Annotated in this window: 19 protein-coding genes; 5 read left to right on the plus strand and 14 right to left on the minus strand. The window is 53.4% G+C overall.

All coding sequences use genetic code 11. From position 1 onward, the window contains the following. The 6 genes from tatA to udp form a co-directional block, all read right to left on the minus strand. Complete coding sequence (tatA, locus tag LDB27_RS21655; protein WP_000508972.1) at positions 1-255, minus strand: Sec-independent protein translocase subunit TatA; 255 nt, start codon at positions 253-255, stop codon at positions 1-3. 206 nt (positions 256-461) lie between these two features. After that, positions 462-2,102 carry a ubiquinone biosynthesis regulatory protein kinase UbiB gene (ubiB, locus tag LDB27_RS21660; RefSeq protein WP_000187559.1) on the minus strand — a complete coding sequence of 547 codons (1,641 nt, stop codon included), beginning with the start codon at positions 2,100-2,102 and terminating at the stop codon, positions 462-464. After that, positions 2,099-2,704 (minus strand): ubiquinone biosynthesis protein UbiJ, encoded by a 606-nt coding sequence (ubiJ, locus tag LDB27_RS21665; protein WP_001116092.1) that lies wholly within the window; start codon positions 2,702-2,704, stop codon positions 2,099-2,101. Before ubiJ ends, ubiB begins: the two co-directional genes overlap by 4 nt. 9 nt (positions 2,705-2,713) lie before the next feature. Further along, positions 2,714-3,469: a bifunctional demethylmenaquinone methyltransferase/2-methoxy-6-polyprenyl-1,4-benzoquinol methylase UbiE gene (gene ubiE / locus LDB27_RS21670; protein WP_000229009.1), complete on the minus strand. Its 756-nt coding sequence runs from the start codon at positions 3,467-3,469 to the stop codon at positions 2,714-2,716. A gap of 95 nt (positions 3,470-3,564) precedes the next feature. After that, positions 3,565-4,995, minus strand: coding sequence for a DNA recombination protein RmuC (rmuC, locus tag LDB27_RS21675; protein ID WP_000355562.1), 1,431 nt, complete (start codon positions 4,993-4,995; stop codon positions 3,565-3,567). A 139-nt stretch (positions 4,996-5,134) separates the two neighbouring features. Next, complete coding sequence (gene udp, locus LDB27_RS21680; protein ID WP_000045169.1) at positions 5,135-5,896, minus strand: uridine phosphorylase; 762 nt, start codon at positions 5,894-5,896, stop codon at positions 5,135-5,137. A 258-nt stretch (positions 5,897-6,154) separates the two neighbouring features. Here udp and LDB27_RS21685 point away from each other — a divergent pair, with 258 nt between their 5' ends. Continuing rightward, positions 6,155-6,967, plus strand: coding sequence for a dienelactone hydrolase family protein (locus tag LDB27_RS21685; protein WP_000213959.1), 813 nt, complete (start codon positions 6,155-6,157; stop codon positions 6,965-6,967). 79 nt (positions 6,968-7,046) lie between these two features. Here the strand turns inward: LDB27_RS21685 and LDB27_RS21690 are convergent, their stop codons facing one another. Next, positions 7,047-8,390 carry an anaerobic sulfatase maturase gene (locus LDB27_RS21690; protein ID WP_225519898.1) on the minus strand — a complete coding sequence of 448 codons (1,344 nt, stop codon included), beginning with the start codon at positions 8,388-8,390 and terminating at the stop codon, positions 7,047-7,049. Between the two features lie 334 nt (positions 8,391-8,724). Next, positions 8,725-10,989: a 5-methyltetrahydropteroyltriglutamate--homocysteine S-methyltransferase gene (gene metE / locus LDB27_RS21695; protein WP_000154179.1), complete on the minus strand. Its 2,265-nt coding sequence runs from the start codon at positions 10,987-10,989 to the stop codon at positions 8,725-8,727. Between the two features lie 248 nt (positions 10,990-11,237). Here metE and metR point away from each other — a divergent pair, with 248 nt between their 5' ends. Then, the gene (metR, locus tag LDB27_RS21700) at positions 11,238-12,191 is read left to right on the plus strand and encodes an HTH-type transcriptional regulator MetR (RefSeq protein WP_000569786.1); all 954 of its coding nucleotides are present in this window, start codon (positions 11,238-11,240) and stop codon (positions 12,189-12,191) included. Here the strand turns inward: metR and LDB27_RS21705 are convergent. The 3 genes from LDB27_RS21705 to pldB form a co-directional block, all read right to left on the minus strand. After that, complete coding sequence (locus LDB27_RS21705; protein WP_001196254.1) at positions 12,079-12,978, minus strand: carboxylate/amino acid/amine transporter; 900 nt, start codon at positions 12,976-12,978, stop codon at positions 12,079-12,081. The genes metR and LDB27_RS21705 overlap by 113 nt on opposite strands. 80 nt (positions 12,979-13,058) lie before the next feature. Further along, on the minus strand, positions 13,059-13,859 hold the full coding sequence (gene yigL / locus LDB27_RS21710) for a sugar/pyridoxal phosphate phosphatase YigL (protein ID WP_000285338.1): 801 nt from the start codon (positions 13,857-13,859) through the stop codon (positions 13,059-13,061). A 15-nt stretch (positions 13,860-13,874) separates the two neighbouring features. Next, on the minus strand, positions 13,875-14,891 hold the full coding sequence (gene pldB / locus LDB27_RS21715; RefSeq protein ID WP_000487685.1) for a lysophospholipase L2: 1,017 nt from the start codon (positions 14,889-14,891) through the stop codon (positions 13,875-13,877). 110 nt (positions 14,892-15,001) lie between these two features. Between pldB and rhtB the strand changes: the two genes are divergently transcribed. Then, complete coding sequence (gene rhtB, locus LDB27_RS21720; protein ID WP_000142522.1) at positions 15,002-15,622, plus strand: homoserine/homoserine lactone efflux protein; 621 nt, start codon at positions 15,002-15,004, stop codon at positions 15,620-15,622. Between the two features lie 39 nt (positions 15,623-15,661). Here rhtB and rhtC read toward each other — a convergent pair whose 3' ends face one another. The 3 genes from rhtC to pldA form a co-directional block, all read right to left on the minus strand. Continuing rightward, positions 15,662-16,282 (minus strand): threonine export protein RhtC, encoded by a 621-nt coding sequence (gene rhtC / locus LDB27_RS21725; protein ID WP_000928814.1) that lies wholly within the window; start codon positions 16,280-16,282, stop codon positions 15,662-15,664. A 63-nt stretch (positions 16,283-16,345) separates the two neighbouring features. Continuing rightward, complete coding sequence (gene recQ, locus LDB27_RS21730; protein ID WP_001614753.1) at positions 16,346-18,175, minus strand: ATP-dependent DNA helicase RecQ; 1,830 nt, start codon at positions 18,173-18,175, stop codon at positions 16,346-16,348. Positions 18,176-18,258: 83 nt separating this feature from the next. Beyond that, the gene (gene pldA / locus LDB27_RS21735; RefSeq protein WP_001201692.1) at positions 18,259-19,128 is read right to left on the minus strand and encodes a phospholipase A; all 870 of its coding nucleotides are present in this window, start codon (positions 19,126-19,128) and stop codon (positions 18,259-18,261) included. Between the two features lie 164 nt (positions 19,129-19,292). On the opposite strand from pldA, the gene yigI reads away from it, so the two are divergent. Then, a complete protein-coding gene (yigI, locus tag LDB27_RS21740) occupies positions 19,293-19,760 on the plus strand; it encodes an acyl-CoA thioesterase YigI (protein WP_001277136.1) in 468 nt (155 codons plus the stop codon). Between the two features lie 43 nt (positions 19,761-19,803). Beyond that, positions 19,804-20,700, plus strand: a complete 897-nt coding sequence (gene rarD, locus LDB27_RS21745) for an EamA family transporter RarD (protein WP_000339073.1) — start codon at positions 19,804-19,806, stop codon at positions 20,698-20,700. The last annotated feature ends 28 nt before the right edge of the window (positions 20,701-20,728 follow it).

The raw sequence follows: 20,728 nt of genomic DNA on the forward strand, positions 1-20,728 counted from the left end.
TTATACCTGCTCTTTATCTTGGCTTTTAGCGTCTTCCTTTTTCGCTTCGCCTTGCTTATCCGCGATAGATTTAGCGGTAAAATCAGCGTCCTGACTGGTTTTATCCTGTTTGGCATCATCATCGCTCATGGCCTTTTTAAAGCCTTTGATAGACGCGCCAAGATCGGAACCGATGGAACCGAGTTTTTTGGTGCCGAACAGCAGTACAACGATAACGGCAACAATCAACAACTGCCAAATACTGATACCACCCATACATGTTCCTCTGTGATAGATGATGAATTATTAGGGCCGCATTATACACATTATCCTTCGCGCTGCCTCTTTGTTAACCGCTTTCGCCCGCCCTATTCACATACTTTTACATACGACCGGGACGACATTGACTTGCGGCCTGAGTACTGCCTCGAGTGATAATATGTACCTGCGTGACACAACCGGCGTTGAGCGATAAAAAAATCTCAACGAGTTTTACGCCAGCCAACCAGCCAGACAACTACGCCGCCGACCATGAGCCAGCCAGGCATCAATCCCCATTCAGGGCGGTTAACGAGTAAGAATGACCCGCTCAGTAACAGCGTTGCGCCAATTCCCAATAAGTAACGAGACTGGCTTTGGCGCACATGGTTTACCTGTAACTCGCGCGCAATCTTATCAACACTGTGCTGTAAATATTTGCCCTGGCGCAAACTGTCGTACACCAGTTCAGGTATTTCTGGCATTTTTTCGACCCAGAACGGCGCTTTTTCTTTAAGAGCCCGCGTGAGAGCCGGAATACCCACCTGATCTTTGATCCAGGACTCAAGAAACGGCTTCGCCGTTTTCCACAAATCAAGCTGAGGATAAAGTTGCCGCCCAACCCCTTCAACATACAATAATGTTTTCTGCAACAACACCAGTTGCGGCTGGACTTCCATGTTAAATCGACGCGCTGTATTGAAAAGGTTTAACAACACATGACCAAACGAGATTTCCGCGAGCGGCTTTTCAAAGATAGGTTCACAGACGGTGCGGATGGCAAACTCAAAATCTTCAACGTTGGTATCTGGCGGAACCCAACCTGAATCGACATGCAGCTCCGCCACCTTTCGGTAATCGCGGTTAAAAAACGCGATAAAGTTTTCTGCCAGATAGCGCTTATCTTCTTTGTTTAGCGACCCGACGATACCACAGTCAATGCCGATATATTGCGGATTTTCAGGGTGTTCATGGCTGACAAAAATATTTCCCGGATGCATGTCCGCATGGAAAAAGCTGTCGCGGAAAACCTGGGTGAAGAAAACTTTAACCCCGCGTTCCGCCAGCAGTTTCATGTTGGTGCCGTTCTTTTCCAGCGCCGCCACATCCGAAACCGGAATGCCGTATATCCGCTCCATCACCATCATGTTCTGGCTACAGTAATCGGAGTACACCTCCGGGATATACAGCATGGGACTATTTTCAAAATTGCGGCGTAACTGAATCGCGTTGGCCGATTCCCGCAGCAGATTCAGCTCATCGATCAGCGTTTTCTCATACTCACGCACCACTTCCGTCGGGCGCAGACGACGCCCATCCGGCAACAGGCGTGGTACCCAGCGAGCAAGGCGATAAATCAGTTTCAGGTCTGCCTGAATTACCGGCAAAATATCCGGGCGAATGACCTTAATAACCACTTCTTTACCGTTTGATTTCAATCGCGCGGTATGTACCTGGGCGATTGACGCCGACGCTAAAGGCTGGATATCAAAGTCGTCAAACCAGGCTTCGACTGGTAGCCCCCCCATCGCCTCTTCAATCTGGGCTTTCGCCAGCCGACCATCGAATGGCGCGACTTTATCCTGGAGCAAAGCGAGCTGATCGGCGATTTGCGGCGGGAACAGGTCACGGCGTGTGGAGAGCATCTGACCAAATTTGATCCAGACCGGTCCCAGCTCTTGCAACGCCAGTCTTAATCGTTCACCCAGCAATTTATCTTTATGCCGGTTTGGCATCCAGAACAGCGAATAGCGCCATAATCGGAGTGGCAGTGTAAGACGCATTCGGGGGATGAGTTCATCAAGGCCGTAGCTTAAAAACGTGCGGATGATGAAATATAGGCGCCGTACTTCACCTGGCGTCATTTGGCCTCCAGTTTTTCCAGCCGTGTGGTCAGAGCATCTACGGCGCGCTCAACAGCCGCGGTTTCTTCGGCAAACCATGCGACTTCCAGCGGGCCAGGCGCCATACGCCACTCTTCAGTGATCGCTTCAGCGGCATAACGCTGCTGGCGTTGAAACCCGTGGCGCAGGAATTTAGCCCCGCCACGCACGACCTTACCGATACTTTCCGCCGCGATATCACCCGTGTATGGCGCCAACAGCTCCGCAGGATCGAATTCGGCGAGATCGGCGAGCGCCACAAAATTTTGCACGACCTGAATATCGCCCTGCACTTCCAGTTCGCCGCTGCGAATAAGCGCGGCCAACTGCTGACGATCGCGTAGTTTTGGCAAAACGCTAGCTTGAGTGATTACCGTACAGTCCGCTTCGCCTTCCCATGCCCCCAGCACATCAACCTGGCGTTCGCTGAATACCAGGACTAATGGCGTCGAAAATCCCTTTAGCTTCACACACAGTACTTTTCCCTGTAATCGCGTTCTGGCTGATTTCAGCGCTGGCGAACGATACAGAAACGTATTGAGGAGACCTTCAATTCCTGCGGTCACTAAGGGTTTAAAAGGCATTCCACCCTCCTAGAATTTATAACCACGGTGCAATGCCACAACGCCCGCCGTCAGATTGTAATAATCCACGCTCTCAAATCCGGCGTCCTGCATCATGGCTTTTAAGGTATCCTGATCGGGATGCATACGGATGGATTCCGCGAGATACCGATAGCTATCCGCATCGTTCGCGACCATCGAGCCAATACGCGGTAAAATATGGAAAGAATAGGCGTCATACGCTTTACTCAGCGGCTCAATGATAGGCTTGGAAAATTCAAGCACCAGTAAACGTCCGCCGGGTTTCAACACACGGAACATTGACCGCAGCGCTTTTTCTTTTTCCGTTACATTGCGCAAACCAAACGAAATGGTAATGCAATCAAACGTATTATCAGGGAAAGGCAGAGCTTCGGCATTCGCCTGCACATACTCTACGTTGCCGATCACGCCGATATTACGCAGCTTCTCACGCCCCATTTTGAGCATAGAATCATTAATATCCGCCAGGATAACTTTGCCAGTTTCCCCGACCATACGTGAAAATTTCGCGGTAAGATCGCCCGTACCACCCGCTAAATCGAGAACGGTTTGTCCACGACGCACGCCACTGCAATCAATGGTGAAGCGCTTCCACAAACGATGAATGCCAAATGACATTAAATCATTCATCACATCGTATTTTGACGCCACAGAATGAAAAACGTGGGCCACCATGTCAGCTTTCTGCTCTTTAGCGACGGTCTGAAAGCCAAAGTGCGTCGTTTCTTGTGAATCTTCCACCATCTCAGTGCCTGCTTATCGATAAAAATGTTCAAGAAGTGTAACAGATTGGGCCAATTTGCCCTACTCTGCGCCAGGGCTAAACTACTCCGTATGGGTTAACTTAACTGCTGCTTCACCCGTTCATCATTGGGATAATGTTCATCCTGCCGCCCTTCAGGGATCGATCGTAAACGATATTCTTCATCTTGCGTAACGGCCTGTTCCGCTAAATCCGGATTAATCTCGCGTTTGATTTCCACGCCTAGCCCCCGGAAGGCCTCTGCCTGCGCCAAAACGTTGCCACGCCCCGACGCAAGTTTTTTCATCGCCTGGCGGTAGTTATCCTGCGCTTTATCCAGACTCTGACCGATCGCTGACATATCATCAACGAACAACCGCATTTTATCGTAGAGCTTACTGGCTCTGTCTGCGATGTGCTGCGCATTGCGGCTCTGGTGTTCATAGCGCCACAGGTTGGCGATTGTCCGTAACGCCACCAGCAGCGTCGTGGGGCTTACCAGCATAATGTTATTTTTTAGCGCCTCGGTTATCAGTTCGGGCTGTTTATCTAACGCCAGCAGGAAAGCGGGTTCTACGGGGATAAACATCAGAACATAGTCCAGCGAGCGGAGGCCGGGAAGCTGCTGGTAGTCTTTACGCCCCAGTAAGCGAATATGATTGCGCACCGAGGCGATGTGCTCTTGTAAAGCGGCCTCGCGCGTGTAGTCATCTTCAGCGTTAAAGTAACGCTCGTAGGCGACCAACGTCATTTTAGCGTCGATGACCACATCTTTGCCCTGCGGCAAGCGGACGATGACATCCGGCTGCATCCGCGAGCGCGCATCGTTCTCAATACTGACCTGGGTTTCGTATTCGTAGCCTTCACGCAGTCCGGATGCCTCCAGCACCCGCGCCAGCACAACTTCGCCCCAGTTTCCTTGCGCCTTATTGTCCCCTTTCAGGGCGCGCGTCAGGTTGATCGCTTCCTGCGCCATTTGCGCGTTAAGCTGCTGCAAATTACGAATTTCGTGCGCCAGCGTATGCCGCTCCTGCGCTTCTTTGCCAAAACTCTCCTGAACCTGGCGGCGAAAACCGTCCAGTTGCTCACGCAGCGGCGTTAGCAGGCTATTCAGGCTTTGTCGGTTTTGTTCGTCTACGCGACGATTACTGTGTTCAAAGATACGGTTCGCCAGATTTTCAAACTGCTCGCTTAAACGCTGTTCGCTGTTGATCATCTGACGGATTTTGTCTTCCGCGTGTTGTTGAGTCGCTTCCAGACGGGTCGTGACTTCACGCAGATCGGCTTCCAGAGAGGTATTGATACTGTGCAGGCTACGCAGTTCGTTATTAAGTAACTCGCATTCACTACGCCAGTGCGCTTCTTGCGCTAATTGCTGCCGGGCCGCGCTAAGTTCGATATCCAGCTCACGCCGTTCTTCGATAAGATCGGCGCGGATTTGATCGGCGTGCGCTTTCGTCGCCAGCCAGCCAATCACCGCCCCAGCCGCCAGCGCCACGACGGCGCTTATCATAAGAGTAATATCCACAACACCTCTCCTGGAACCACACTGTCCTGCACAAAATAGAATTGTGCTGTATAAACGTCCAGTTTAAAAGGAATTTCCTGCGAGGCGCCACGCAAAAAGAAAAGGCCGAACGCGTCGGCCTTTGCAAAAGAGAGGAGAATTACAGCAGACGACGGGCCGCTTCCACGACGATTTTCACCGCGTGGCTTTCAGTTTGTTTCATCGTTTCCGCATTCGGAATCTCTTGTTGGGTACGGTTAACGATAACGCCCGCCACCATACCTGCGCGTAAACCCTGGCTTGCGCACATGGTTAACAGCGTAGCGGATTCCATTTCGTAGTTCATCACGCCCATCGCCTGCCACTCTTCCATAGAACCTTTGAAGCGACGAACAACGCGGCCAGAATAGGTGTCGTAACGTTCCTGACCCGGATAGAAAGTGTCGGAAGAGGCGGTTACGCCAACGTGAGTCGTGGCGCCAATCGATTTCGCGGCTTCAACCAGCGCGGTGGTGCAGGCAAAGTCGGCAACCGCCGGGAATTCCATCGGCGCAAAATGCAGGCTCGCCCCATCCAGACGTACGGATGCGGTCGTTACCAGAACGTCGCCGACGTTGATGTGCGGCTGAATAGCCCCCGTGGTGCCGATACGCAAGAAGGTACGAATACCCAGTTGCGCCAGTTCTTCCACGGCAATAGAAGTAGACGGGCCGCCGATACCGGTAGAGCAAACGATAACTGCTTTGCCATCCAGCTCAGCGCGCCAGGAGGTGAATTCGCGGTGAGATGCCAGCTTAACCGGCTTATCCATCAGCGCGGCGATCTTTTCCACACGCTCAGGATCGCCAGGGACGATGGCGAGCTGGGCCCCTTGTAAATCGTTTTTGGTGAGGCCGAGATGAAAAACATCAGACTTGGACATATAAAACTCCTCTGTGAATCGGGTTTGTCAGAAGAAGCAAAAAGACACTTTACCTAAGGCATAAAGATATTTTCGTGACAGCCATCACTATGGTGTAAAACAATTGCACTCGCTTACCATTAAAAAGTGATGCACATCACAATAAATAATCAATATCGCCAGGCATTGCACAAAAGATAGCCGCTTTAAGGCAATGTGGTTTGTTACACACTGTCTATAGTTAAGATTGCGCTATTTTTTAAGGGTACGGAGAATACCATGACAACGACACATCCATCCGGCTTTGCACCTGCAGCCTCCCCACTTGCCCCTACGATGATTCATACGCCTGATGGGGCCATTAGCGCGGGGATAACGTCGATCCCCTCTCAGGGCGACGATATGCCCGCCTATTACGCCAGACCAAAAGCGAGCGACGGCGCATTGCCTGTGGTCATTGTGGTACAGGAAATTTTTGGCGTACATGAACACATTCGCGATATTTGCCGACGACTGGCGCTGGAAGGCTATCTCGCTATCGCGCCAGAGCTCTATTTCCGCGAAGGCGACCCCAATGATTTCGCCGATATACCCACATTATTGAGCGGGCTGGTGGCTAAAGTACCCGATTCGCAAGTCCTTGCCGACCTGGATCACGTCGCCAGTTGGGCTTCGCGCAACGGCGGGGATGCGCATCGGCTAATGATCACCGGTTTTTGTTGGGGAGGCCGGATTACCTGGCTGTACGCCGCGCACAACCCACAGTTAAAAGCGGCGGTAGCGTGGTACGGCAAGCTGGTAGGCGACACGTCACTCAATTCGCCGAAGCATCCCGTTGACATCGCCACCGATCTTAACGCGCCGGTACTGGGTTTATACGGCGGGCAGGATACCAGTATTCCACAGGAGAGCGTGGAAACCATGCGTCAGGCGCTACGCGCCGCTAATGCGAAGGCGGAAATCGTGGTCTATCCCGATGCAGGGCACGCGTTTAATGCCGATTATCGTCCGGGCTACCACGAAGCCTCAGCGAAAGACGGTTGGCAAAGAATGCTGGAATGGTTCGCGCAGTACGGTGGGAAAAAAGGCTAACCACAGCGCATTACGATGTTTGTTGGGCCTACGAGACCGGAGTCGGTGTAGGCTCAACAAAGCGTCATCGCCACGTTAGCTATGCTTTACCACAGCATTTTTTATATTTTTTGCCGCTGCCGCAGGGACAGAGATGGTTACGACTGACGGCTCCTGTATCTTTACGCGCGTCCTGCGCCAGCCAGCGCATGATCGATGCCATCGGATAGCCTTGCGCCAGCAGCTCCCGCCAGACATTCATATACGGCGTAACGTGCTGGAAAAAATGCTTATAGCCCGCACACAAGTAATTATGCGCAGGATGACCGGACGGCGAGACGGCAAAGCGATGCTTCGGACAGCCGCCATGACACGCAAAGCGGTAGTCACAGCGACGACAATCGGCGGTCAGGGTCTCCCGCTTGGCCTCGCCAAACGCAATAGCCCGCTCGCTATTATTTAAGGTTTTGATGCTGTGCTGGTGGATATTCCCCAGCAGATGCTCCGGGTAGACAAAGTGGTCGCAGTTGTAGAGATCGCCGTTCGACTCCAACGCGAAGGCATGTTCACAAGTCTCGGAATGCACACACAGTATCGGCTTCTGCGCCGTCCAGGCGGCTAACGCCACGTCAAACATCTGCACATAGACGCGGTCTACGTCGCGACGAACCCAGATATCAAAGATCTGGTTGAGAAATTCGCCATATTGCCACGACGGTACCGTCCATGGCGCCAGCGTCGCCGCGCTTTCGCCGGGCATCACCAGATTAAGTACCGATGAGTTATCGGTGCTCATTCGCTCCACCAGCGGGATAAACTGAATAAAACGCGATCCCGCCGCCAGAAGAAATTCGTAGACGTCTGCTGCATGACCGACGTTATGTTTTCCCACGACGGTTAAGGTATTAAAGTCGACATGGTGCGCTTTAAGCCGCGCCATTGCTGCGACGACCTGTTCATGAGTTCCTTTTCCAGCACGATTAAGCCGATAGTGGTTGTGTAACGACGCCGGGCCGTCGATAGAGAGACCGATGAGAAAATGCTGTTCAGCGAAAAAGCGCGCCCACTCGTCATTCACCAGGATGCCGTTCGTCTGCAACGCATGAGTGATTTTTCGCCCATCGCCGTACTTTTCACATAATGCGACAACCCGGCGGAAAAACGGTAGCCCCATCATGGTCGGTTCGCCGCCCTGCCAGGCAAAGTCAATGCGGTCGCCACTCTGCGCGGCAATATGCTGGCGTATAAACTGTTCCAGCGTCTCGTCCGACATTCGCCAGTTTTTATTGCGTTCCGGGTACAGCGCCTCTTTTTCAAGATAGAAGCAATATGTGCAATCAATATTGCAGATCGCGCCGCCGGGTTTGGTCATTACGTGACAACCTGCTACCGCCATGTCAGACATCTCCGTTAAAAAATAAGGTTCACCAGCGCCATGAGACAATGCGACGTTTACCGTCGCCAGGGAACATAACAGAATGGAAAACCTCGTTTTGTGCTATGAGAGCGCTGGGCGATCATGACAGGAAAAACGATCTGCGAGGCAATAAAATCCGCCGCGCTGCTTCCGGGGACACTATCCGCCTGATTGTTATTCATACGGAGAACCTTTTTATTATCAAGATCGCCAAATAGCCAGATCCTGAAAAAGACAGCGCGGAAAATAAGAAAAAGGGAAATGAGAAGAAAGAGGCGCTGTTAATCAGGTCAGACACGGGCGCTACCCGTCAAAAGGTAGCGCCGCATTGCTGTCGGATAAACGCAGCGGCCAGGATGGGTTATTTCGCCTGACGCAGATTGTGCGCCGCTTTGACCATGTTCGCTAACGCCGCGCGGGTTTCCGGCCAACCGCGAGTTTTCAGACCGCAGTCCGGATTCACCCACAGGCGTTGCGCCGGAATACGCTGTGCCGCCTTCTTCAGCAGGGCTTCAATCCACTCGACGCTCGGCACGTTCGGCGAGTGAATATCGTACACGCCTGGCCCGATTTCGTTCGGGTAATCGAACGCTTCGAACGACTCCAGCAACTCCATATCCGAGCGGGAGGTCTCAATGGTGATCACATCCGCATCCAGCGCGGCGATCGAATCCATAATGTCGTTGAACTCGCAGTAACACATGTGGGTGTGGATCTGGGTTTCATCCTTCGCCACCGCCGCGTTGATGCGGAAGGCTTCCACACCCCATTCCAGATAGGCGTCCCAGTCGCTGCGACGCAGCGGTAGACCTTCGCGCAGCGCCGGTTCGTCGATCTGAATAATCCCAATCCCCGCCGCCTCCAGATCCGCGACTTCATCACGCAGCGCCAGCGCAATCTGTTTCGCAATCGTTTCGCGGGTCACGTCTTCGCGGGGGAATGACCAGCAAAGAATAGTCACCGGGCCGGTCAACATCCCTTTTACCGGCTTGTCGGTCAGCGACTGGGCATATTTCGCCCACTCCACGGTAATCGGTGCCGGACGGCTGATATCGCCAATCACTACCGGCGGTTTCACACAGCGGGAGCCATAGCTTTGCACCCAACCATTCTGGGTAAAGACGAAGCCGTCCAGATGCTCGCCGAAGTATTCCACCATGTCGTTTCGCTCGGCTTCGCCGTGTACCAGCACATCCAGCCCTAAACGCTCCTGCTCGATGATAGCCTGTTTGATATGTTCGGCGATGCCGGTGCGGTAGTTATTCGCGTCGAGGTTGCCCTTTTTGAAGTCCAGACGCAGGCCGCGAATTTCCGTGGTTTGCGGAAACGAACCGATAGTCGTCGTCGGCCAGGCGGGAAGTTTAAAGCGGGCGCGTTGCGCTTCAGCGCGCACCTCATACGGATTCTCACGCTGGCTGTCCTGCGCGGTGATCGCCGCCAGGCGTTTTTCTACCGCGGCATTATGTACGCGGCGGGAGTGACGACGAGCCTGAATCGGTGCGCTCCATTCCTCAAGCGCCGCCGTTTCGCCGCTGTTCAGCGCATCGCGCAGCAACGCCAGTTCACCGCATTTTTGCAGCGCAAAGGCAAACCAGCTTTTAACTTCCGTATCCAGACGCGTTTCGACGCTGAGATCGATCGGGCTGTGCAGCAAAGAGCAGGAGGATGCTACCCACAGCGCGCGTTTGCCCACAATGGCGTTAATCTGCGCGTATTTTTCGGTCAAATCGGCGCGCCAGACATTACGCCCGTTAATCAAGCCTGCAGAAAGCAGCCAGTCGACCGGCAGACGTTGATGCAGTTCCGCTACATCATCTTTACCATGAATGAGGTCAACATGTAGCCCCTGTACCGGTAGCGCGATAATAGTGTCCAGGTTTGGCGTCACGCCTTCAAAATAGGTCGTCAGCAACAGCTTCACCTGGCCGGCGAGCGCGTCGTAAGCCGGTTTGAAGGCATCCAGCCACGCCTGCGGCAGTTCCAGCACCAGCGCTGGCTCATCAATTTGGACCCACTCAATACCACGCTTCGCCAGTTCAGCCAGCACGTGCTGATACACTGGCAAAATGTCTTTCAGCAACGTCAGGCGGTCAAACGGCTCGCCTTTCACTTTACCCAGCCACAGATACGTGACAGGCCCCAGCAGTACGGGTTTGATCTTATGCCCCAGCGCCAGCGCTTCGTCCACTTCCTCCAGCAACTGTGTCCAGGTGAGTCTGAACTGCTGGCCTTTGCTGAACTCCGGTACTATGTAGTGATAGTTAGTATTAAACCATTTGGTCATTTCCGCTGCCGCCGCCGGTTCGCCGGTTGGCGCGCGACCGCGGCCAATGCGGAACAGAGTGTCGATGTCCACGGAACCGTCGTTGTTCTGATGACGAGCCGGCACATTGCCTAACAGCAGGCTGGTGGTCAGAACATGGTCGTACCAGGCAAAGTCGCCTACCGGTAACAGGTCAATACCCGCTTGTTTCTGCTGCTCCCAGTGACGCGCGCGCAGTTCGCGCCCCACCGCCAGTAACGCTTCACGCGTTGAGTTCCCCGCCCAGTAGCTCTCTTGCGCTTTTTTCAACTCGCGACGCAGGCCAACGCGAGGAAAACCGAGGGTGTGAGTCAATATTGTCATTTTACTTCCTCTCTTATTTTATTGAATCTGAAAGTAAAACTCTAAATAGTTCGGCTTGCAGGAAGGCGGCGACACAGCGCATCCCCAGGAGCTTACTGAAGTAAGTGACTGGGGTAAGCAAGGAAGCCAACGCATCTGCAAGTCGAAATATGACGAGTTTTAGACGTCTGGATGTTTACACATCCATAATGTAAAGGTACTGTATATTCCTCAAGCGCAATTTGTTCATGGCGAAGTGAAGGACTTTCATGATCGAAATTAAACATCTGAAAACACTCCAGGCATTGCGGAATAGTGGATCGCTGGCTGCTGCTGCTGCGGTGCTGCACCAGACCCAATCCGCTCTGTCTCATCAGTTCAGCGATCTGGAACAACGCCTTGGCTTCCGCCTGTTCGTGCGTAAAAGCCAGCCGCTGCGCTTTACGCCGCAGGGGGAAGTTCTGCTGCAACTGGCAAACCAGGTGCTGCCGCAAATCAGCCGTGCGCTGCAGGCGTGCAACGAACCGCAGCAAACTCGTCTGCGCATCGCTATTGAATGTCATAGCTGTATTCAGTGGCTGACCCCGGCGCTGGAAAACTTCCGTGCAAGCTGGCCGCAGGTAGAAATGGATTTCACATCCGGCGTCACTTTTGATCCGCAACCGGCCTTGCAACAAGGCGAGCTGGATTTGGTGATGACGTCGGATATTTTGCCGCGCAGCGGGCTGCATTATTCGCCGATGTTTGATTTTGAAGTCCGACTGGTGCTGGCGCCCGACCATCCGCTGGCCAGCAAAACGCAGATTACGCCGGAAGATTTAGCCAGCGAAACGCTGTTGATTTACCCGGTGCAGCGCAGCCGACTGGATGTCTGGCGACATTTCCTGCAACCGGCGGGTATCAGTCCGCTGCTGAAAAGCGTGGATAATACGCTACTGCTGATTCAGATGGTGGCGGCCAGAATGGGCATTGCCGCCCTGCCGCACTGGGTGGTGGAAAGCGTTGAGCGCCAGGGTCTGGTGGTGACCAAAACCCTGGGCGATGGTCTGTGGAGCCGCCTGTATGCCGCCGTGCGCGACGGCGACCAGCGTCAGGCGGTGACCGAGGCGTTTATTCGCTCGACGCGGGATCACGCCTGCGATCATCTGCCGTTTGTGCGGAGCGCGGAGCGACCCATTTTCGATGCACCCACAGCGAAGCCAGGATCACAGCCGCGCCTGTAATAAAGCTTGGCCAGTGGGGCTGCTGATGCCAGATGGCAAGATTAACCAGTAGTCCTGCGGGAACATGCATATTATTCATGATACCCAGCGTCCCGGCGTCTACCTGGGTAGCGCCATAGTTCCACATAAAGTAGCCAATGCCGGACGCCACCACGCCGAGAAACACCAGAATGCTCCATTGCAGCGTGGTTTCCGGCAGCTTTTGCGCGTTCCCCAACAGCGACCACGCCACCGCCGCCACCAAAAACGCCCCCAGATAGAACCACGCAAAGGCGTTGTGCTGCGGCATGGGACGGGTCTCCATCAGACGTTTATACCCCACCATTCCGATAGCGAAACTGATATTAGAAAGCTGCACCAGGAGCAAACCGACCCAAAAATGGTCGGTCACGCGATCGTAGCGAATAATCCCGGCGCCAATCACCGCCAGCAACGCGCTAAATGCATAGCCCCAGCGCAAACGACGCTGACTCATCACATCGTAAATCAGCGTGATATAGAGCGGCGTCAGAACGGTAAACAGCAACAGTTCGGATACGGTCAGGTAGAGGTAAGCATGGAAGCTCAACATATACATGATGCCAAGCTGCATCGCCCCCACCAGCATATACAGGCTGATGGTTTTTAGGTTGTGCCCGCGAGAACGCAAAAACGGCAGAAAAACGAGCGCCGCCAGCCCAACGCGTATCAGCACCGCGAAATAGCTATCGACATGCCCGGCAAGATACTCGCCAAATAGACTAAAGGAGAAAGCCCACAGGATAGTGGTAATGATGAGTAGCGCCACAATGGATGTCTCTTAAAACAGGGAACACCCATTGTAGCGGAGAGTGAAGTTGACAACTGGTCAAATAACAAACAATCACATCAACGTAAGAAAAGATCGCGCAGGTAATGCGGCACGGCGTTATCCGCGTTGATGCCGATCACCTCAAGTTCGGGATACAGGTCTTTCAGACGCTGGTGCGCATTGCCCATGATGCAGCCTTTGCCCGCCATCGTGAGCATTTCAGCGTCGTTCATTCCGTCGCCAAAGGCGATACACTCTTTCAGGCTGTACCCCATCGCCTGAGCGACCGCTTCCAGCGCATGACCTTTCGACACTCCGCCCGCCATCACTTCCAGACAGGTTAGCGTAGAGAAGCTCACGTTTACCCGATCGCCCCAGCGCGCGTTAATCGCCTGCTCCAGCGGCAACAACTTTTCATGAGTGTCGCTGGTGAAAAACACTTTGCTGACGCCCTCCGGCTCCAGCAGCGCAGGCTCAAACAGCGAATAGTTAAATACCGCCTCTTTGAAAAAACGCATTTCATCGGGGCGATGACGATTCATAAACCATTCGTCGTCGCGATAAACGTTAGTCACGATGTCCGGGTTCGCATTCACCACCCCGAACAGGTCGCTGGCAATGTCGCTGTCCAGATTATGCGTAAAAACCAAATTCCCGTCGGTATCGTGCACTCGCGCGCCGTTGGAGGTGATCATGTAAGACTTGATTTCAAGATTATCGCGGATTTGCCCTACATCGACATGATGACGACCAGTGGCAAAGACAAAATGGATGCCGCGTGCGGTCAACAGCTTCAGAGTCTCTTTGGCATAAGGGGACAACGTATGGTCGGGGGAGAGCAGCGTGCCATCTAAATCAGACGCAACAACCTGATACATAATAAAATTTAACCTCTAAGCAAAGCGATTTCCGCTGGATAAATTAGGCTTGTTGAAAAATTCAACAATGGCGTTAAGCGCGACTGAGCGCATGGCGTCCTTTTCAAAAAGGATCTCATGGTACGCGCCTTTGATAACCAGCGGTTTTCCCCCTTCACAAGGGTATCCCGCCGCGGCGCGAATTTCACAAAAACGATCGTGGGTGCGGTTATCCACTACCCGCTCTTCTTCCGCCTGAATCAGTAGCGTAGGCGTCGTGTCATCGCTCGCCCCAGCCAGTACCTGCTCACCCGCCAGAATGCCTTCGCGTACCCAATGCCAGGTGGGGCCGCCAACGCGCAGCTGCGGCTCGTCGGCATAAAATCGTAAGTTGCGCTGATAACGCTGGCGGCTGTGGGTCAGCGCATTCATCCCAAACGGCAACGCCCGCCACTGACCGGTACCAATAGCGTAATCTTCACGGATACGCTGATGCCCTTCGGCCCAGTCGAGAATATGGCGCACCATAAAGGAAGGCAAGCGTATCACAATACCAAACATCGGCGCAGTGAGCGCAATAGCGTCGCACCGCACACGATGGCGTTGCAGGAACAGGGTGGCTATCGCGCCCCCCATTGAGTGCGCCAGGATATAACGCTTACGCCACGGCCCCGGCTCAATTTCCTGCTGCCAGAACGCCGCTAAGTCCTCAACATAATCGTTAAAATGATCAACGTGACCCCGATGCGGGTCCGATAACATCCGCCCGGAGCGCCCTTGACCACGGTGGTCGATGATGAAGATATCAAAACCGAGATGAAAAAGGTCATACGCCAGTTCAGCGTATTTTACATAACTCTCAATGCGGCCAGGACAAATGACGATCGTCCGATCGTTAGAATCATTCCGAAAACGGACAAAGCGCACCGGAATGTTACCCACGCCGATAAACTCCGCCTCTTCCCGCTGACGCCAGAAATCGGTCAGCGGCCCCATAGCAAAAGCGGCAAACGCATTTTCTCTTGTTTCCCAGTCATTTTGCTGCTGAAACATCGGGTTTTCGGCCTCGTTTACCAGGTAAAATCGTTTTTTGCGTCGTGCCTGACACAACACAGCGGCAGTAGCGTATTGTGGCACAAAAACAGACAACCAGGGAGTTTCGCATGACCTTTGAATGGTGGTTCGCCTATCTACTGACCTCAACTCTGCTGAGTCTTTCTCCGGGTTCAGGCGCCATCAATACCATGACGACGTCTATCAACCATGGATATCGTGGCGCAGCGGCTTCTATCGCCGGACTCCAGACCGGGCTGGGGATACATATCGTACTGGTGGGCGTCGGACTGGGTACGCTCTTTTCGCGCTCGCTCCTCGCTTTTGAAATTCTGAAATGGGCTGGCGCGGCTTATCTTATCTGGCTGGGTATCCAGCAATGGCGCGCCGCAGGCGCTATCGATCTGCATACTCTCGCCCAGACGCAATCACGGGGTCGGCTCTTCAAACGGGCGATATTTGTCAATCTAACCAATCCCAAAAGCATTGTCTTTCTTGCCGCCCTGTTTCCGCAATTCATCATGCCGCAGCAACCGCAACTGGCGCAGTACCTCATTCTCGGCGTCACCACGATTGTGGTGGATATGATTGTGATGACCGGTTACGCCACGCTGGCGCAGCGCATTGCCGCCTGGATTAAAGGACCAAAGCAGATGAAGGCGCTGAATAAAGCGTTTGGTTCGTTGTTTATGCTGGTAGGCGCGCTCCTGGCGTTGGCAAGACACGCGTGATAGTCGTGCCGGATGATGTTTATCCGGCCCGGAGGTAAATTAACGCGAAATAATCAGGTGAATACCAAAGCCCGCAAACAGAGCGCCGGCAAAGCCATCAATCCATTTCGCCAGACGCTGATAGCCGCGGCGCATTTTCGGCAGCGCGAACAGGCTGGCGACTACGGTAAACCAGGCCAGCGTTTCCAGGGTGATTAACGCGAAAATACCCCAGCGCGCCGCAGCGCCGACGTTATCGCCGACAAACAGTGAAAAAACGGAACCAAAATAGATAATCGCTTTAGGATTCGACAGATTGGTCAGCAGCCCTTTGAGAAAGCTGCGCCCGCTCTGCGCCAGTTCAATGTGCGGAGAAGACGCCGCCGCATCCTGTTTTTTCAGCGCGCCGCGCAGCATCTGATAGCCCATCCAGCACAGATACAGGCCGCCGCCTACCATAATGATCGTATGCAGCCAGGCCATTTTTTCGATGATGAGATGCAGGCCAAGCAGCGCCACGCCCGCCCATACCATCACGCCGCAGGTAATGCCCAGTACGCCCATCATCGCTTCTTTACGCGAACGGCTGACAGCAGTTTGAGACACGAAGAAAAAGTCGGGGCCGGGGCTCATTAGCGCAACGATGTGCACCATTGCCACGGTGAAAAATAGCATCAACATAAAAATGGCTCGCGGGGAAATAGTTCAGTGAGTCACCATCCTGGCACTTTTTTGCCGGGCTGACTACTCTTCGTCATCACCATCGACATGCGCGCGGATGAGCGCCATAAATTCTTTCCCGAAGCGCTCCAGTTTGCGCATCCCAACCCCGTTAACGCTTAACATCTCGCTGGCGGAAACCGGCATCTGTTCCGCCATCTCTATCAGCGTGGCGTCGTTAAAGACCACATACGGCGGGATATTCTCTTCATCAGCGATAGCTTTACGCAGCTTGCGCAACTTAGCGAACAATTTGCGATCGTAATTACCGCCGAACGATTTCTGCATCACGCGGGGTTTGAGGGCGACAATGCGCGGCACCGCAAGCTTTAGCGGAACGTCTCCACGGAGTACCGGACGCGCGGCATCCGTCAACTGTAATGCGGAGTGCTGCGCAATATTTTGCATTACCAGCCCCAGATGAATGAGCTGGCGAATCACGCTCACCCAGTGCTCATGGCTCTTTTCGCGTCCCATGCCATAAACCTTGAGTTTGTCATGACCGAAATCGCGGATGCGTTGGTTATTCGCGCCGCGGATCACCTCGACAACGTAGCCCATGCCAAAACGCTGGTTAACCCGACCAATGGTAGAAAGCGCAATCTGGGCATCGTTTAAGCCATCATATTGTTTGGGCGGATCGAGACAGATATCGCAGTTGCCGCACGGTTCTTGTCGGCCTTCGCCAAAGTAATTAAGCAACACCAGGCGACGGCAGGTTTGCGCTTCGGCAAAAGCGCCCATCGCATTCAGTTTATGCCGTTCAATATCCTGAAGCTGTCCGGCTGGTTTCTCTTCCAGACAACGACGTAGCCAGGCCATGTCAGCCGGATCGTAAAATAGCATGGCTTCCGCAGGCAGTCCGTCGCGCCCGGCGCGGCCCGTTTCCTGATAGTAGGATTCAATATTGCGCGGGATATCGAAATGCACGACGAAACGTACGTTAGGTTTGTTTATGCCCATTCCAAAAGCGACGGTCGCCACCACGATTTGCAGATCGTCGCGCTGAAATTTTTCCTGCACATCGGCGCGAATAGCGTTTTCCAGCCCCGCATGATAGGCCGCCGCGCTAATGCCACGACTTTGCAAGCGCGCGGCGGTATCTTCCACTTTCGCCCGACTGTTGCAGTAGATGATACCCGATTTGCCGCGTTGCTCCTGAACATAGCGCATTAGCTGGTCGAGCGGCTTAAACTTCTCCATCAGCATGTAGCGGATATTCGGTCGGTCAAAGCTACTGATCTGGATTAACGGATCGTTAAGCCCAAGCAGACGAATAATATCCTGGCGCGTGGTGTCGTCGGCGGTGGCGGTCAATGCCATAAACGGCAAAGCGGGAAAACGCTGGCGAAGCTGACCGAGAGCCGCATATTCCGGACGGAAATCATGTCCCCATTGCGAGATACAGTGCGCTTCATCCACCGCCAGCAATACCGGATTCCAGTGCGCCAGATGATCAAGAAAGTTGTCCAGCATCAGACGTTCCGGCGCAATATACAGCAGACGAATCTGTCCGGTACGGCACCCCGCCATCACCTCAAGCTGCTGCTCGCGGCTTTGAGTAGAGTTCAGGCACGCCGCCGCCACCCCGTTCGCCAGTAGCTGATCGACCTGGTCTTTCATCAACGAGATCAGGGGCGAAACGACGACGGTCAATCCGTCCAGCAACAACGCGGGGATTTGATAGCACAGAGATTTGCCGCCGCCGGTGGGCATGACGACCAGACAGTCGCGGCCGGAGAGCGCAGTATCAATAATCGCTTCCTGGCCCGGGCGAAACTGTTGGTAGCCAAAGGTTTCCTGCAAAACCTGTTTGGCCCCTAATTCCAGATTCAACACTTCCGCCTGCGCCACATTAACCCCGTTCACCATAAATCAAAACAGGCGCTATTTTCAGCGCCTGCGAGAGAAACTGCAATGTTTAAAACACAATCCAATCAGAAGATATCGTTAAGCATCACGCCGACGCCGACACGTGTCTGATTAAAATTATAGTCGATCAGCGATTCGCCATAGCCGCTGTACACCTGAGTATAAAGCCGGACATGTTTAGTGACCGGATAGCTTAATCCAACTTCCGCGCCGCCGTAGCCTGTATTCCAGTTGTACTGGCCTTTGGCGCTTAATACCGCCTCGCCCAGGTGATAACCGATTTTAAGCTGGTAATAACCCATATATTTGGTGATGTCCGGATTATCGTCGGTACTGCCAATCACGTACCACGGTTTGACCTCTACCAGCCAGTTACCGTTTTCGGCCATCAGACGGGTATACAGACGGTTCCAGCTACGCGAGGTGGGGTCCGAACGTCCGTTAGAGTCATGGTTGTAGCCCATCTCTACGTCGCGCAACGTCCAGCCGGCAAAGCGATAATCGGTAGCAAAACCAAGAAAAAGCTGCGGTTCGTAGTTGGTTTCGCGAAACGGCGAAGACTCTTTACTGTTGGAAAGCTGCCACCAGGATTTCTGCGTATAGGAAGCACCCAGTACCGAGTTCGGCCCCAGTATTCCGCGCCACAGCGGAAACGCCAGGCTCAACTGAAATTTCACTTCATCTTTACGTGCGTTTTCAGACCAGTTGTAGGTACTTATGGCCTCTTTGTTCAGATCGCTGGTGTTCGTGTAGATCAAGTAGTTCGTGTCATAAGGGTAAAGCGTAAAAGGGTTATCATGCTCCTGTAGCATGTTAGCGATGATACTTCCCCGTACTGCAGGCGCATCATGAACCTCTTTTATCGTAGCTTCTTGTGCATATGCCGCTAATGGCAGTAGCGTGGCTGGCAACAACCCTCTCAAAATCGCCCGCATTCTTGACGTTCTCCTGACGAAGTATTTTCAGCTTGAATCATTCTCTGCCAACCATTTTTACATATTTACACACATAGCCGTTAGTTATCCCTTCTTAAAGTAGAAAACAACAATTAAGAAGCATAATATCAACATTTCATTAACCAATGAGGTGTCAGGAATCTATGTCCGCTGTACTTACCGCTGAACAAGCTCTGAAATTAGTGGGTGAAATGTTTGTCTACCACATGCCGTTTAATCGGGCGTTAGGGCTGGAGCTGGAACGCTATGAAAAAGCGTTCGCCCAACTGGCCTTTAACAACCAGCCGATGATGGTCGGCAACTGGGCGCAAAGCATTTTACACGGCGGCGTGATCGCCTCTGCGCTGGATGTCGCCGCCGGACTGGTATGCGTCGGCAGCACGCTAACTCGCCACGAAACCATCAGCGAAGATGAACTACGCCAGCGCCTGTCGCGGATGGGAACGATTGACCTGCGCGTCGATTACCTGCGTCCGGGCAGAGGCAACCGCTTTACGGCCACCAGTAGCCTGCTGCGCGCAGGGAATAAAGTGGCCGTCGCCCGCGTGGAATTACACAATGAAGATCAGCTGTACATCGCCAGCGCCACCGCTACTTATATGGTGGGATAAAAGCAGGTAAACTGTTGTTACACTTCAGATACGAGTTTTCCGGATGGACGCAAAACAAACACGGCAGGGCGTATTACTCGCTCTTGCCGCCTATTTTATTTGGGGGATCGCCCCCGCGTATTTCAAGCTGATCTATTACGTTCCCGCAGATGAGATCCTGACGCACCGCGTGATTTGGTCATTTTTCTTTATGATGGCGCTGCTTAGCGTCAGCCGGCAGTGGCGACAGGTTAAGCGCTTACTGAAAACGCCAAAGAAGATTTTTCTGCTGGCCCTGTCCGCCGTACTGGTCGGCGGTAACTGGCTATTGTTCATTTGGGCGGTAAATAATCACCATATGCTGGAGGCCAGCCTGGGTTATTTCATTAATCCGCTGGTTAACATCTTGCTGGGGATGATTTTTCTTGGCGAACGCTTCCGTCGAATGCAGTGGCTGGCGGTGATTCTGGCGGTGTGCGGCGTGCTGGTGCAACTCTGGACCTTTGGCTCGCTGCCGATTATCGCGCTGGGGCTGGCGTTTAGTTTTGCGTTTTACGGCCTGGTGCGTAAGAAGATCGCCGTTGAAGCGCAGACGGGTATGCTGGTCGAAACGCTATGGCTGTTGCCGGTCGCGGCAATTTATCTGTTTGGCATCGCCGATAGCCCTACCAGCCATATGGGGCAAAACGCACTATCGTTGAACTTGCTGTTAATGGCGGCGGGTGTGGTCACTACGATTCCGCTGCTGTGCTTCACCGGAGCGGCTACGCGTCTGCGTCTTTCTACACTGGGCTTCTTTCAGTATATCGGCCCAACGCTGATGTTTTTACTGGCGGTGACGTTTTATGGCGAAGTGCCGGGCGCGGATAAGATGGTGACATTTGCGTTTATCTGGGTCGCGCTGGCGATTTTCGTGATGGATGCTGTCTATACCCATCGCAGACCGCGCATGAAAATGTAGCGTTTTTTGCCGGATGGCGACGTAAATG

The organism is Salmonella sp. JXY0409-18, from assembly GCF_020268625.1.
Classification (GTDB): domain Bacteria; phylum Pseudomonadota; class Gammaproteobacteria; order Enterobacterales; family Enterobacteriaceae; genus Salmonella; species Salmonella enterica.

What these genes read in the sequence shown, in the direction of transcription:
- yigI (WP_001277136.1), top strand. Translation starts at nt 19,293, where the DNA reads ATGTCCGCTGTACTTACCGCTGAACAAGCTCTGAAATTAGTGGGTGAA.
- ubiE (WP_000229009.1), bottom strand. Translation starts at nt 3,469, where the DNA reads ATGGTGGAAGATTCACAAGAAACGACGCACTTTGGCTTTCAGACCGTC.
- LDB27_RS21685 (WP_000213959.1), top strand. Translation starts at nt 6,155, where the DNA reads ATGACAACGACACATCCATCCGGCTTTGCACCTGCAGCCTCCCCACTT.
- metE (WP_000154179.1), bottom strand. Translation starts at nt 10,989, where the DNA reads ATGACAATATTGACTCACACCCTCGGTTTTCCTCGCGTTGGCCTGCGT.
- yigL (WP_000285338.1), bottom strand. Translation starts at nt 13,859, where the DNA reads ATGTATCAGGTTGTTGCGTCTGATTTAGATGGCACGCTGCTCTCCCCC.
- ubiB (WP_000187559.1), bottom strand. Translation starts at nt 2,102, where the DNA reads ATGACGCCAGGTGAAGTACGGCGCCTATATTTCATCATCCGCACGTTT.
- rhtC (WP_000928814.1), bottom strand. Translation starts at nt 16,282, where the DNA reads ATGTTGATGCTATTTTTCACCGTGGCAATGGTGCACATCGTTGCGCTA.
- rhtB (WP_000142522.1), top strand. Translation starts at nt 15,002, where the DNA reads ATGACCTTTGAATGGTGGTTCGCCTATCTACTGACCTCAACTCTGCTG.
- udp (WP_000045169.1), bottom strand. Translation starts at nt 5,896, where the DNA reads ATGTCCAAGTCTGATGTTTTTCATCTCGGCCTCACCAAAAACGATTTA.
- pldA (WP_001201692.1), bottom strand. Translation starts at nt 19,128, where the DNA reads ATGCGGGCGATTTTGAGAGGGTTGTTGCCAGCCACGCTACTGCCATTA.
- pldB (WP_000487685.1), bottom strand. Translation starts at nt 14,891, where the DNA reads ATGTTTCAGCAGCAAAATGACTGGGAAACAAGAGAAAATGCGTTTGCC.
- rarD (WP_000339073.1), top strand. Translation starts at nt 19,804, where the DNA reads ATGGACGCAAAACAAACACGGCAGGGCGTATTACTCGCTCTTGCCGCC.
- tatA (WP_000508972.1), bottom strand. Translation starts at nt 255, where the DNA reads ATGGGTGGTATCAGTATTTGGCAGTTGTTGATTGTTGCCGTTATCGTT.
- ubiJ (WP_001116092.1), bottom strand. Translation starts at nt 2,704, where the DNA reads ATGCCTTTTAAACCCTTAGTGACCGCAGGAATTGAAGGTCTCCTCAAT.
- metR (WP_000569786.1), top strand. Translation starts at nt 11,238, where the DNA reads ATGATCGAAATTAAACATCTGAAAACACTCCAGGCATTGCGGAATAGT.